We start from the raw sequence: 13,085 nt of genomic DNA, 5'->3' as shown, positions 1-13,085 counted from the left end.
AAATGTAAGTACGGACCTCTTTGTTATTCCTAGTAGCATGGGAACATAACAAGGAGGTTTTTTTATGATTCTCGTAATGGGAGCGACCGGACATATTGGCTCTAAGATCACCACACATCTTCTCGCCAATGGCCAAAGAGTTCGTTGCGTAGCTCGACACTTCCCCGATAAATCTGCATTTCAGGGAGCCGAACTCGCTCAAGGGGATGCCAACAATGTGTCCTTTCTTACCGATGCCATGCGTGGATGTTCCGCCGTGTTCACGCTCATTCCTCCCAACTTCAGCGCCCCCGAGGTTCGCTTTTATCAAAACAAATTTGGTGAAGTGATCGCGGAGGCGATTGAAGAGGCGGGAATCAAAAAGGTCGTCAACCTCAGCAGCGTCGGCGCTGATCTGGAAAGTGGAACGGGCCCTGTCCTTGGACTCCACGACCAGGAGCAACGACTCAACGAAATCACTCATGCCGACATCATGCATTTACGCCCCACCTACTTTATGGAAAATCTTTTAGGGGGACTCTCCACCATCATTTCGATGAATCGCTATTTTGGAACTATCCCCGGCGACATTCCCATGAGCATGATTGCTTCCCGTGACATTGCCGCTCGCGCCGCATTTTTGCTGATGAATCCAGATTTCAAATCCAACAATATCGAATACCTCTTAGGCGAAAGAGACCTCTCTCACGAAGAGATTATTCGCGTCTTGGGCCAAGCCATCAAAAAGCCGGATTTGGAATACGTGGAGATTCCCTCCAAAGAAATGAAGAACTATCTCATTGGAGCCGGAATAGGAGAAGACTGGGCTGATTCATTCTTGGAGCTTGCCGATAGTTTCACCAACGGGACCATCACCGGCACCATAACACGAGATAAGATGAATACGACAGCAACCTCCATCGAGGAATTTGCAAGAACAACCTTCCTTGAAGCCTATAATAAAGCTTTGCTGGCGGAGAGCGCTCCCAAAACCCGCCCCTCGGAATCACGAGGCGAAGCTCGACCTTAGAATGCGAAGGTGTCTGCAGAGAAAGCAGGCACCTTTTTCTTTTTTTGGGATATCCCCTCACAATGAGTTCATGATAGTCTTTCGCCTATGAAAAGACTTTCTTATGTCTTCTTATTGTTGGGAGCGTCCTGTATGCACAAAAATCCTCTTCCTTTTCCACAAACCGAAAAAAAACCTGTGTCCTTAGTCAAACACCAAGACACTCGTGTTGACGACTACTTCTGGCTTCGTGACCGGGAAAACCCTCAAGTCATCGAACACCTGAATCAAGAAAATAAATATGCCGATGAAGTTATGAAGCCCGTAAAATCGTTGGAAGAAAAGATTTTTCAGGAACTGAAATCTCGCGTGAAAGAAGATGAGTCCTCTGCGCCCGCCAAAGACGGCAACTACTATTATTCTGCCCGTTACGAGACAGGAAAACAATACCCTCTCTTTGTTCGCCGTGAAGGCTCTTTACAGGGCAAAGAGGAAATCTTGCTCAATGTTCCTGAAATGGCTCAGGGTCATGACTTCTATCAAACCACAGGCCCTAAGATGAGTCCCAACCACCAAATGATGGCCTATGCGGTGGATACGGTGGGACGTCGCTTCTTCACGATCTACTTCAAAGATCTTACCACGGGAAAAGTTCTTCCTGATAAAATTGAAAATGTGACTGGCAACCTCGTTTGGGCGAATGACAATGAGACAGTGTTCTATGCTCAGCAACACCCAGAGACCTTGCGCGCCGAAAAGATCTATCGCTACAACATCAAGAGCCACCAAAAAGATCTCGTCTACTTCGAGAAGGACGAGACCTTTTCCTGCTTTGCCTCCAAGTCTCTCTCAAAAAAGTTTATCTATATCAACTCTCAAAGCACCTTGACCACCGAAGTTCAGTATCTTGATGCGAATACACCCAAAGATATTTTTAAGGTCTTTACGCCCCGAGAGCGAGAGCATGAATATTCCGTCACCGATGGCGGCGATCTCTTTTACATCCTCACCAACAAAAACGCCAAGAACTACAAACTGATGACGGCGGATCTGAATCACACCGATCTCAAAGAATGGAAAGAGCTTATTCCCCATCGCGAGGATACCTATCTTCAAGACGTGACCGTCTTTAAAAACCATTTGGCTTTGGATGAACGAAAAAATGGATTAACACAAATTCAAATCACCGATCGCCAGGCAAAAAATGCCTTCACCATTCCTTTTGCAGACGAAAGTTATCTGGCCTCCGTCGGCGACAATCGTGAATTCGACACGGATCTTTTGCGCTTTGACTACGAATCCATGCGCCTGCCACCGTCCGTCTATGATATCAACCTGAATACCCATCACCAGGAACTGATTAAAAGACATGAAGTTCCTAACTTCAACGCGGAACTGTACAAGACAGAGCGAGTGTTCTTCACGGTTCGCGATGGAACCAAAGTTCCGGTCTCCTTAATCATGAAGAAGGAACATAAGCTGGATGGCACAGCTCCTCTCTTGATTTATGGTTATGGCTCTTATGGAGCCAATATGGATCCTTGGTTCAATAGCGACACTTTCAGTCTGATTGACCGAGGTTTTGTTTTCGCCAAAGCCCATATTCGTGGAGGCTCAGAAATGGGTCGCGCGTGGTACGACAATGGAAGAACCTTCCACAAAATGAATACCTTTTTCGATTTTATTGATTGCACGGAAGCTTTGGTGAAGAACAAATATGTCGATAGCAAAAAGGTTTATGCCATGGGTGGCAGCGCTGGGGGACTTTTGATGGGCGCTATCATGAATCTTCGCCCGGATCTTTACACGGGAATCGTCGCTCAGGTTCCATTTGTGGATGTCATCACCACCATGCTTGATGACAGTATTCCTCTAACAACCTTTGAATATGACGAGTGGGGCAATCCCAATGATCCCAAGGCTTATGCCTATATCAAGTCTTACTCACCCTATGACAATGTCGAAGACAAAAAGTATCCCAACACCTTCGTGACGACGGGACTTCATGATTCTCAAGTTCAATATTGGGAACCTGCCAAATGGGTCGCCAAACTTCGCGACCACAACAAAGGGGACTCCGTCATTCTTTTAAAAACAGACATGAAGGCCGGACACGGTGGCGCTTCGGGACGTTTTGATCAGCTTAAAGATACAGCGACGGACTATGCGTTTATTCTAATGATCAATGAAAAATAAAAAACCCCTCTTCGCTCGAAGAGGGGTCTTAAAAACTAAACGCTCTGGTAAAAACGCTAGGGCGCGTTTTCAACGATAATCAAGGCACTGAAGGTATTAAATTTCACCAACTCACCTGTGCGTGAATTTGTCCAAAACTGCTGATTGCTGTACTTCACGTTCCCTTGTTCATCCAAAACCGGGGTTCCATCAACATTCACTTCCGGGACAACGGCCCCTTCCGTTTCTTTGACAAGGTTAAAGAGATTTTCAGCGGTCTCTTTATCCTGGCGAATACAGCCCCCTGAGGCGCGATTTCCTAAATAGTCTTTGTACTTGGAATGAACCTGGTGAAGAGCCAAACCATTGTCGATATCAAAGAAGATCGCAAAGGGCATATCCGAATCCCAAGAGCTCGAGGTGTGATCTTTAGAAAGATATTTGGGAGTATAAAATCCTGTGGGCGTTTGCGACCAATAAGATTTCGCCGGAGCCCCCGTGCACTCTTTGCTCTTGCGACGAAGCTCAAAACCTTCGCGACCTGTTGAAACCTTTGTCTGATGAATCAAATAGCCATTGTCATAGACACGCATGGTTTGCGCCAAAGAACCGTATTCTGATTTGTTGATCACAATCACATACCGAAAACCCCGCATCCAGGGTTTATTCATAAAGTCCCGTTCAGAAAAGCGACCGGAAAAATGCTCGGGAAGTTTAGGAGTCATTAACGACTCAAACTGCAATGTCTCTTGGTATTCCTGCTCGGAATACTTACAGTCATTAAAAGCGTTCTTCACCTTGCCCCAGAAGGACGCCGAAGCATTTTGACTGAGGATCATCACAGTCGCCAGGGTCCCATACTTAATCAGGTTCATAATTACTCCCATATCGAGCACGATATTTAATAGTCGACAGGTACTAAGCAATTATGTTGCCAACAAAAGGGGCCTCCAGTCTTAAGGAAAAGCCCCTCTGCGTGTCGGCTTTATAATAAAGACATAGGGACCGGGCTTTTTGACAAAAAGTTAGACAGCACCTTGGCAGAACTCATTCGATCAGCTTGCGTAGCACATAGTGAAGAATACCTCCATTTTTGTAGTATTCTAGCTCCACCGCCGTATCGATTCTCGAGCGCACTTGGATTTCCTGTTTTTCGCCACTCGCTCGAGTAATGATGACCTTAAGGTCTTCCTGGGGCTTCATTCCCGTTCCGACCCCCAGGATATCCACGGTCTCTGTGCCATCCAAATTTAACGTTTTACGATCCATACCTTGATGGAATTGCAAGGGTATAACCCCCATTCCAATAAGATTAGAACGATGAATCCGCTCAAAGCTTTCCGCGATGACAGCATTCACTCCCAAAAGACGCGTTCCCTTCGCCGCCCAGTCACGAGAAGATCCCGTCCCATACTCCTTCCCAGCGATCACCACCAGTGGAATTTTCGTCTCTTGATACTTCATGGCGGCATCATAGATGGGAAGAACCTCTCCGGAAGGAACATGTTTCGTGATCCCCCCTTCCACGCCATGAAGCATTTCATTTTTTATACGAATATTGGCAAATGTCCCACGCACCATCACATCATCATTGCCACGACGAGAGCCATACGAGTTGAAGTCTTTAGACGGAACCCCTTTGCCGATCAAATACTTCCCCGCCGGTGAATCTTTTTTAATACTTCCAGCCGGAGAAATATGGTCCGTCGTAATGGAGTCTCCAAGAATAGCCAGAACTCTTGCCCCCTTCACGTCGTGAAGTTTTTCAGGAGTGACCTTCATGCCCACAAAATAGGGAGGATTCTTAATGTAAGTGCTCTCATCCCAGGAGTAAGTCTGCGAAGAGGTGGTTTCAATTTTCTTCCAATCCTCTGTTCCAGCAAAAACATTCCCATAACGATGATCAAACATCTTTGTTTGAACCGTGTGATTGACTAGATCCTGAATTTCTTTGGAGCTGGGCCAGATGTCCTTGAGATAAACAGGTTTCCCGTGGGAATCTTCCCCTAACGGCTCCTTCGTGATATCAACATGCATACTTCCCGCCAAGGCATGAGCCACGACCAGCATGGGCGAAGCCAAATAGTTCGCCTTCACATGGGGATTAATGCGTCCCTCGAAATTACGATTTCCCGAAAGCACCGATGCCACCACGAGATTCCCCTGCTCCACCGCCGCAGCAATCGGAGCTGGCAAAGGTCCTGAGTTTCCAATACAAGTTGTGCACCCGTAACCGACAAGATTGAATCCCAATTGATCTAAATACTTTTGCAATCCCGCCTTTTCCAGATAGTCCGTCACCACCTGAGAGCCCGGAGCTAAGGAGGTTTTCACCCACGGCTTCACCTGCAAGCCTTTCTCCACAGCTTTCTTCGCCACAAGCCCTGCCCCAATCATGACAGAGGGATTCGAGGTGTTAGTACAACTGGTGATCGCTGCAATCACCACGTCTCCGTGTCCCAAGTCATAGGAAGCACCTTCAACGGGCACCGCCGACTCATCTTTCGAAGCCAATTTTTCGGGAATCTGAAAGCCCGATATCAGTTGTTGATGAAAATCGTTCTTCGCATTTGTCAAAAGAACTCGGTCTTGGGGGCGCTTGGGGCCCGCCAGCGAAGGCTCTACGCTGGAAAGATTCAAGTGAAGAGTCTCGTGAAAGACGTAATTCTTCTCATCCTCTTCCGAGCGCCAAAGACCCGTTTCTTTGGCATAAACTTCCACCAAAGAGATGGTATCGGCATCGCGCCCCGATAAACGAAGATACTTCAGAGTTTCATCATCGATGGGAAAAAATCCACAGGTGGCACCATACTCGGGAGCCATATTGGCAATGGTGGCTCGATCCGCCAAAGACATCGATGCCAATCCCGGTCCGTAGAATTCGACAAACTTCCCAACCACTCCTTTTTTTCTGAGCATCTGAGTGATCGTCAAAACCAGATCCGTCGCCGTCGCCCCTTCCGGCAGCTTCCCTTCCAAACGAAAGCCCACGACTTCGGGAATCAGCATACTCAGTGGCTGTCCTAACATCACCGCTTCAGCTTCGATTCCCCCGACACCCCAACCTAGGACAGAAAGGCCGTTAATCATTGTGGTGTGACTGTCGGTTCCAACTAATGTATCGGGAAAAGCATATTCACCATGACCGACTTTGGATTGCCAAATTGTCTTAGCAAGATACTCCAGGTTCACTTGATGACAAATGCCCGTACCCGGAGGGACAACTCTGAAATTATGAAAAGCTTTTTGCCCCCATTTCAGAAAGACATAACGTTCATGATTTCTTTCAAACTCCATCTTCACGTTTTCTTCAAAAGAATTCGACGTCGCAAACGAATCCACCATCACTGAGTGATCAATCACCAAGTCAACAGGCACAAGTGGATTGATTTTTTTGGGATCCCCCCCTAGAGTCTTCATCGCATCTCGCATGGCCGCCAGATCGACGACGGCCGGAACTCCGGTAAAGTCTTGCATTAAAACTCGGGCGGGAAAAAATGAAATTTCCCGAGTCAGGGATTTTTTATCCAAACTTAAAAGAGATTCGATATCTTCATGACTGACATGAAGACCATCTTCATGGCGAAGCAAATTTTCCAGCAACACCTTCAAAGAGACTGGAAGTTTTTTTATATTTGCGTGAGAGATCTTCTGCGCGTTGAAGATCGTGTAAGTCTTCGCTCCGACTTGAAGCTTTTCTTTTGTTTTAAAACTGTCTTTAGAATGAATATGCATGAGAGGGTCCCCCCTCTCAATTCCAATCCCCGCGCAATATTTTATCAAGCCAAAAGGCGCCGATTTGAGTCTTCACATCGCTGACTTTTCCTTCGCGAATAAGTCGCATGAGGTCGTCTGGCTTTACTTCGATGACCTCAATAAATTCGCCATGATCCAACTGCTGAGCAGAAACTGTTAAATCTTGCGCCAGATACAGATCAATGTGCTCGTTGGAATACCCAATGACCGGATGAATTGTTGTTAAGAACTTCCACTCTTTGGCTTCATAGCCAGTCTCTTCTTTAAGCTCTCTCTGAGCGGTCAAAATGGTCTCTTCGCCGTGATCCCTTTTTCCTGCGGGAAACTCCAAGAACACCTGCTTAACAGCATGACGATATTGATGAATCATCACCACATTCCCATTCGGCAAAAGAGGAATCATCATCGCCGCCCCTGGATGAAGAATGTATTCTCGCACATAGGTTTTTCCGTCAGGAGCCTGCACCTCATCTTGCTCAATCTTCAAATAACGACCACGAAATATCTGCTTTGAGGAGAGCGTTTTTTCTTCTAAATGTTTCATAAACTCAGAATCTCATATGGGGATTGCTTTGTCTCAGTTTTAATCCCTGGACGAAAGATCGCCCCGTCCTTTGTCTAAAAGGTGTATAATGATGGTTGCTCGAGAGTCTTTATTAAAAGATTCTAATAGAGTCTAACTCTCTCTCAGATCAGGAGGATCTTCTATGAGAACTTTGAATAAAGTGGGTCTATTCTTATCGACAGTTCTTATTGTTTCTGTTTTCACAGCACAAGATGCGAACGCACAAAGACGCGGAGGTGGACGTAGCCTGTCTGGTGACATGGCGATCGGCCTGGGGATTTCAACAGTTTCCGCAGGACAAGACGATCTAAATGGTGCGATCGACGATGCGATCAACACCGGCGCCAATATCAAAACTCTGGGCAGTGCTTGGGAGTTCTACGCCAACTGGAGTTATCGTTTTAGTGGTACGATGTATGCCTTTGTTTTCCGTCCTTCTTACTTTATGCAAAGCACGGATGGCTCTGGCGGCGCTGCCGGCAGTTACGATTACAAACTCACGGGCTACACGGTCTTCCCCATCTTCCGCCTCTACCCCTTGGAAAACTCTTTCATCAAATTTTATATGCAAACGGGCCTAGGATATGGAAGCTTAAGTGGTTCTATCTCTGCAGGAGCAAAAAATCTTGATTTCAAAGGGAGTGCCTTTGGCGCCATGGGTGGTATCGGAGTTGATTTCTGTTTTACAGACTCACACTGCCTGACTGTCGAAGGAAACCTTCGCTATATGCCGATCGAAAGAAATCTGACCACGGGTGGCAACTGTTCTTCGGGTGATATCTCAGGCATCAGTCAATGCGGAGGCTCGAGCGAAGTGGAAAGAAACGGCTCGGACTTAAAAACCACCATGTCGGGCGTTCAAGGCCTTATTGGTTACACGATGAATTTCTAATATTTCTTTTGCGGTAGTTAAAAAAGGCCTTCTTCGAGAAGGCCTTTTTTTTCTTCAAGACGGAAGATAAACCCACTCACCCTGACCCTGACGAACGCAGAAAACCTTCACACGCTCTTCAAACCAAGAACCCAGATTGACCGAGCGAACCTTCCGCCCGTCCACATCCACAATATGATCATCAAAGACGTGCATGTGGCCTGAGATAATAAGATCAAAAGGCTTTTCTTGATAGGCTCTTTGAACATGGGCCCGAATCATCTGAATAAGTTGAGTCTCTTTCCCTGAAACATGGCGTCCGCTGTATTGACGGCTCTTTGCACTGGCTTTATTGCCGATATGATCCCAAAAACGACCTGGAAGAAGATTTCCCAAGGGTTTGACATAGGGATGACGAATAATACTGCGATACTTAAGATATTTGGTGTCTTCCAAGTTAATCAAATCACCGTGCTCACAGCGAATGCGAAGACCATCAATCTCGTAATACTGAGCCTCTACAAAAACTTCGACACCCAGTCTTTTTTGAAAAAAGCTTTCGATATGCACGTCATGATTGCCCTCAATATAAGTAATACGCGCCCCGGCTGCTTTGAGCGCCTGCAAGGCCTCGATGTGGGCCTTAAACTTATTGGCAAAATAAGAATGCCCACCGACCCAAAGATCGAAGATATCCCCCAGCATGAAGAGATGAATTTCCTTTGGATTTCTCTCTAGCAAAGAACGCAAAAAGCGCAACAGGATCTTCCCATTGCGCTCTTCAGCGGACTTTAAGTGAATGTCAGATAAAAACCAGGCTTCCACTATTCTTTGTTCAAATCAAAACCTTGTTTCTTGCGGATGAAAGCAGGAACTTCAAGATTTTGGCTAGAGAATGGAGAGCTCAAAACCTCGCGAGCCATACGACGAGCCTCTTCCAAAGACTGTTGTTCATGATCTACGTTCATAGACAACTGCTCTGGATTGTTGTGGCGAGCTTTAAGATCTTGGCTTTCTTTGAAAGCACGAGCTTTTGCCAACAACATATCGCGAGGAGACACCGTTGTCTCAACTTGTGGTTGAATCGGAGTCGCAACCTCTTGAGTCTGTTGCGGTGCTTGAGGCATCACATTTTGTGCCGCCTGTTGCGCCATCTGTGGCGTCACTGGAGCTACCGGAGGAACAACCACAGTTTCAGTCACCATGGAAACCTCGGTTTGCTGAGGTTGAGTTGTAAAGTTCATAACTTGAGATTGCACCGCCGCGATAGGAGGCAACTCTACAGGCGCCATTTGTGGCATCTGTGGCATTGTCGGCATCACAGGCATCTGTGGGAACTGAGGCATTTGCGGCATCTGCGGCATAGTCGGCATCACCGGCATTTGTGGCATTTGCATACCCATGTTCATATTATTCATGCCCATGTTGTTCATGTTCGCAAACTGTGCTGTTTGTTGGTTCAAGAAATTCTGCATTTGATTAACTTGAGCCATGTCGTTCACAAGTTTCACATCATGAGAATCAAAACCTGTTGCAATCACTGTCACACGAACTTCGTCACCCATGCTGTCATCAATAACCGCACCGAAAATGATCTCGGCATCTTCGTGAGCCGCTTCTGTGATCAATGTTGAAGCTTCGTTCACTTCATACAAAGATAGATCTGAACCACCCGTTACATTGATGATGATACCTGTTGCACCATCAATCTTTACATTTTCAAGAAGAGGAGAAGAAATCGCCGCCGTCGCCGCTTCCACCGCACGGTTTTCACCTTTGGCAGCTCCTGTTCCCATGATCGCAATGCCTTTAGAAGACATGACAGTGCGGATATCCGCGAAGTCCAAGTTGATCAAACCGCGAATATTGATAAGGTCAGAGATACCTTTTACCGCCTGCAAAAGAACTTCGTCGGCTTTCTTGAAAGTCTCAAGAAGAGGAGTTTTTTCAGCCGCGATAGAAAGCAACTTTTGATTCGGGATCACGATCAAAGTATCGACGTTCTCTTTAAGATCTTGCAAACCCGCTTCTGCATGTTTGCCGCGTTTTTTACCTTCGAACAGGAAGGGCTTAGTGACTACACCGATTGTCAAAGCGCCAAGTTCGCGCGCAATCTTCGCAACAATCGGAGCGCCACCAGTCCCGGTTCCACCACCCATACCCGCAGTGACGAAAACCATGTCCGAGCCTTCCAATTTCTCAACAATTTCATTATACGATTCAATCGCCGCTCTACGACCCACATCTGGGTTCGCACCAGCGCCCAAACCTTTTGTTAGATCAAGACCCAACTGAATTTTATTGGGAGCTTTGTTGGCATTCAAAGCTTGAATATCTGTATTAGCAACGATGAACTCAACACCACTCATGTTGGATTCAATCATCGTGGAAACCGCGTTACTACCGCCTCCGCCGACACCAACTACTTTAATATTTGCTCCGATATTGATATTCTCTTCCAACTCAAACATTTGATCCTCCCCTACGATCTACTCACCCGATAAAATTAAAAAATCTGTCCAAAAAAATCTTTGATCTTCTTCGTGAGGCCATCCAACGACTCACCAAGGTTGACCTCTTGCTGCTGATTATTGAGCAGGTCTTTACGCTGTCCCAAGGCATGCAACAAAAGTCCTACTGCCGCTGCGAATTCTCCAGCCTTCACAACATCAGTCAACCCGCCAATTTCGCGAGGCGCCCCTCGACGAACGGGAATATCAAAAATAAACTCACCCATCTCAACCAGTCCGTCCAGTTGACTTGCGCCCCCCGTAAGAACGATTCCCGATCCCAACATCGGCATCAAACCACTCATACGAATGTCGTTCGCGATCAAGTTCAGAGTTTCCTCTGCCCGAGCTTCGATAACATCCGCCAGGTCTTTGCGAGGAATGACACGGGATTTTCTTCCGCCCACACCTTCGACTTCGATAGTTTCGTTTTCATTCACCATAGAAGCCATGGCACAGCCATACTTCTTTTTAAGATCTTCAGCGGAGAACTGCGGAGTACGAAGCCCCACCGCCACGTCGTGAGTAAAGTGCTGACCGCCCACCGGAATTGTCGATGAATGCGCCACACTTCCATTCACAAAGTACAAAGCGTTACATGCGCCGCCGCCCATGTCGACTACACACACGCCCAAGTTCTTTTCATCATTTGAAATAACAGCTGTGGCCGACGCCAACTGTGTTAGGACAAGGCCCGCAATCTTAAGACCCGCTTTTTCAACACACTTCACGGTGTTATTAATAGCGCTTTGCCCGCCGGTCACGATATGCACGTTGGCTTCCAAGCGGATGCCCGACATACCAATAGGATCTGTGATCCCGTCTTGCCCATCGACCTTAAACTCGCGAGGCAAAACATGCAGAACGGTGCGATCTGCAGGAACAGCAACAGCTTTCGCCGCCTCGATGACACGATCAATTTCAGAAGCCGTGACCTCACGATTTTTAATGGCCACCATTCCTTTAGAATCAAAAGAAGAAATATGCGTTCCCGCGACTCCCACCCACACTTCGGAGACGGAGTAGCCTGACATGAGTTCTGCTTCTTCTTTAGCTTTCTTAATGGATTCGGTGGTGGCTTCAATATTAACCACGACACCCTGGCGAATGCCTGTATTAGGAGCGGTGCCGACTCCGGCCACTTCTATTTTTCCGTCGGGATTGACTGTTCCGATTACAAAAGAGACCTTGGTAGAACCAATGTCCAAACCAGCCAACACCGATGCTTTCGGTTTTGATGTACTCATCCTTAAGTCCTCACGGATGCTTAAACTAATGTTGTAGAACCACCGATTAAAATCATTTTAAAGGGTTTTCAAAGCGGCCAAACCGGACTTTGATCGGTCCTCCAGACTTAAGCTTAGGGATCCTTACGCAACCTGACAAGGACTTTCTTTGACAGATTCGCGTCTATGACGCGCGCGTCAAACTGGCGGGAATCGAGATAATCAACAACTTGGCTCACTCTTGCGGCCTTCAATGCCACCTGATCTTCGCCCATCTTGACTTGAATTCCGGTCTTGATCATCGTCATCCAAAAACCTTCTTTAGAGTCATAGCGAATTTCAGAAATTGTTTTTTTGCTGAACGATCCTTCAGCAGGAATCTGTTCGATGACGTCGACCGCTTTTTTTCGAAGATCTGTTTTTTTTAAAAAAACCTCTCCTTCCAAAATGGCCACATCAGGAGCTTCACGCGTTTCAACAGGATCCAAGAATCGACCGTCTTGAATGATCGGGACCAACTTGCCTTGCTTCGAAATATACAGAAGTTTAACTTCATGAGGCTGCACCCGCACAGACAAGGTCGCAGGCCAACTGCGCTTGATATTCAAACTATCAACCCAATTCAAAGAAGAAACTTCACGAGAAATCGAACTCAGCTTAATACTCCAAAGCGAGAGTCCTTTGTATTTTCCGAGGGCTGCCTCGAGATTATCTATGTGAGGCCTTAGAAATTGCTCTTGTCCGGGCTTGTGTCTTTCCAGAACAACCTCAATATTTGCCACATTAAAAAATCCGCGCTGATTTAGATAATAAAGTGAGCCCGCTAAAGAAAGAGGAAGAACGATAAATCCAAAGATAAGTTGTACCGCGAGCTTCTTCACTGAAATGTCTCCGCAAATCCTCTGCTGTCGTGATTTTTAGAATATCAAGATCCCCTCCAACAATGAAACCTTGAAGGCAAAACAAGACCTAGGTCCACCATGAATAGCTGTCG

10 protein-coding genes are annotated in these 13,085 nt (G+C 46.7%); 3 read left to right on the top strand and 7 right to left on the bottom strand.

Translation table 11 applies throughout. The features are described 5' to 3' along the window. Positions 1–64 precede the first annotated feature (64 nt). A complete protein-coding gene (locus ACM64D_RS11250) occupies positions 65–1,009 on the top strand; it encodes an NmrA family NAD(P)-binding protein (RefSeq protein WP_415063317.1) in 945 nt (314 codons plus the stop codon). Between the two features lie 87 nt (positions 1,010–1,096). Further along, the gene (locus tag ACM64D_RS11245) at positions 1,097–3,184 is read left to right on the top strand and encodes a S9 family peptidase (protein ID WP_415063316.1); all 2,088 of its coding nucleotides are present in this window, start codon (positions 1,097–1,099) and stop codon (positions 3,182–3,184) included. A 56-nt stretch (positions 3,185–3,240) separates the two neighbouring features. On the opposite strand, the gene ACM64D_RS11240 is transcribed toward ACM64D_RS11245, so the two are convergent. The 3 genes from ACM64D_RS11240 to ACM64D_RS11230 form a co-directional block, all read right to left on the bottom strand. Then, the gene (locus tag ACM64D_RS11240) at positions 3,241–4,038 is read right to left on the bottom strand and encodes a L,D-transpeptidase (RefSeq protein ID WP_415063315.1); all 798 of its coding nucleotides are present in this window, start codon (positions 4,036–4,038) and stop codon (positions 3,241–3,243) included. A 172-nt stretch (positions 4,039–4,210) separates the two neighbouring features. Then, positions 4,211–6,898, bottom strand: a complete 2,688-nt coding sequence (acnA, locus tag ACM64D_RS11235; RefSeq protein WP_415063314.1) for an aconitate hydratase AcnA — start codon at positions 6,896–6,898, stop codon at positions 4,211–4,213. Positions 6,899–6,914: 16 nt separating this feature from the next. Then, positions 6,915–7,463: an NUDIX domain-containing protein gene (locus ACM64D_RS11230; RefSeq protein WP_415063313.1), complete on the bottom strand. Its 549-nt coding sequence runs from the start codon at positions 7,461–7,463 to the stop codon at positions 6,915–6,917. Positions 7,464–7,626: 163 nt separating this feature from the next. Between ACM64D_RS11230 and ACM64D_RS11225 the strand changes: the two genes are divergently transcribed. Further along, positions 7,627–8,376: a hypothetical protein gene (locus ACM64D_RS11225; RefSeq protein ID WP_415063312.1), complete on the top strand. Its 750-nt coding sequence runs from the start codon at positions 7,627–7,629 to the stop codon at positions 8,374–8,376. Between the two features lie 54 nt (positions 8,377–8,430). Here the strand turns inward: ACM64D_RS11225 and ACM64D_RS11220 are convergent, their stop codons facing one another. The 4 genes from ACM64D_RS11220 to ACM64D_RS11205 all read right to left on the bottom strand — a co-directional run bounded on the left by ACM64D_RS11220 (position 8,431) and on the right by ACM64D_RS11205 (position 12,972). Further along, entirely contained in the window at positions 8,431–9,180 is a 750-nt protein-coding gene (locus ACM64D_RS11220) for a UDP-2,3-diacylglucosamine diphosphatase (RefSeq protein WP_415063311.1), read from the bottom strand. Further along, entirely contained in the window at positions 9,180–10,826 is a 1,647-nt protein-coding gene (ftsZ, locus tag ACM64D_RS11215; RefSeq protein ID WP_415063310.1) for a cell division protein FtsZ, read from the bottom strand. The genes ACM64D_RS11220 and ftsZ overlap by 1 nt, the downstream gene beginning before the upstream one ends. A 35-nt stretch (positions 10,827–10,861) precedes the next feature. Beyond that, positions 10,862–12,112 (bottom strand): cell division protein FtsA, encoded by a 1,251-nt coding sequence (gene ftsA / locus ACM64D_RS11210; protein WP_415063309.1) that lies wholly within the window; start codon positions 12,110–12,112, stop codon positions 10,862–10,864. Between the two features lie 113 nt (positions 12,113–12,225). Further along, a complete protein-coding gene (locus ACM64D_RS11205) occupies positions 12,226–12,972 on the bottom strand; it encodes a cell division protein FtsQ/DivIB (RefSeq protein WP_415063308.1) in 747 nt (248 codons plus the stop codon). Between the last annotated feature and the right edge of the window lie 113 nt (positions 12,973–13,085).

The sequence above is a fragment of the Bdellovibrio sp. genome, assembly GCF_047637665.1.
Classification (GTDB): domain Bacteria; phylum Bdellovibrionota; class Bdellovibrionia; order Bdellovibrionales; family Bdellovibrionaceae; genus Bdellovibrio.
This window is presented reverse-complemented; position numbering and strand designations above follow the sequence as displayed.

Bases quoted from the DNA above. Each gene is read 5' to 3' on its own strand.
- ACM64D_RS11240 (WP_415063315.1), bottom strand. From the start codon at position 4,038: ATGAACCTGATTAAGTATGGGACCCTGGCGACTGTGATGATCCTCAGT.
- ACM64D_RS11230 (WP_415063313.1), bottom strand. From the start codon at position 7,463: ATGAAACATTTAGAAGAAAAAACGCTCTCCTCAAAGCAGATATTTCGT.
- ftsA (WP_415063309.1), bottom strand. From the start codon at position 12,112: ATGAGTACATCAAAACCGAAAGCATCGGTGTTGGCTGGTTTGGACATT.
- acnA (WP_415063314.1), bottom strand. From the start codon at position 6,898: ATGCATATTCATTCTAAAGACAGTTTTAAAACAAAAGAAAAGCTTCAA.
- ACM64D_RS11250 (WP_415063317.1), top strand. From the start codon at position 65: ATGATTCTCGTAATGGGAGCGACCGGACATATTGGCTCTAAGATCACC.
- ACM64D_RS11225 (WP_415063312.1), top strand. From the start codon at position 7,627: ATGAGAACTTTGAATAAAGTGGGTCTATTCTTATCGACAGTTCTTATT.
- ACM64D_RS11245 (WP_415063316.1), top strand. From the start codon at position 1,097: ATGAAAAGACTTTCTTATGTCTTCTTATTGTTGGGAGCGTCCTGTATG.
- ftsZ (WP_415063310.1), bottom strand. From the start codon at position 10,826: ATGTTTGAGTTGGAAGAGAATATCAATATCGGAGCAAATATTAAAGTA.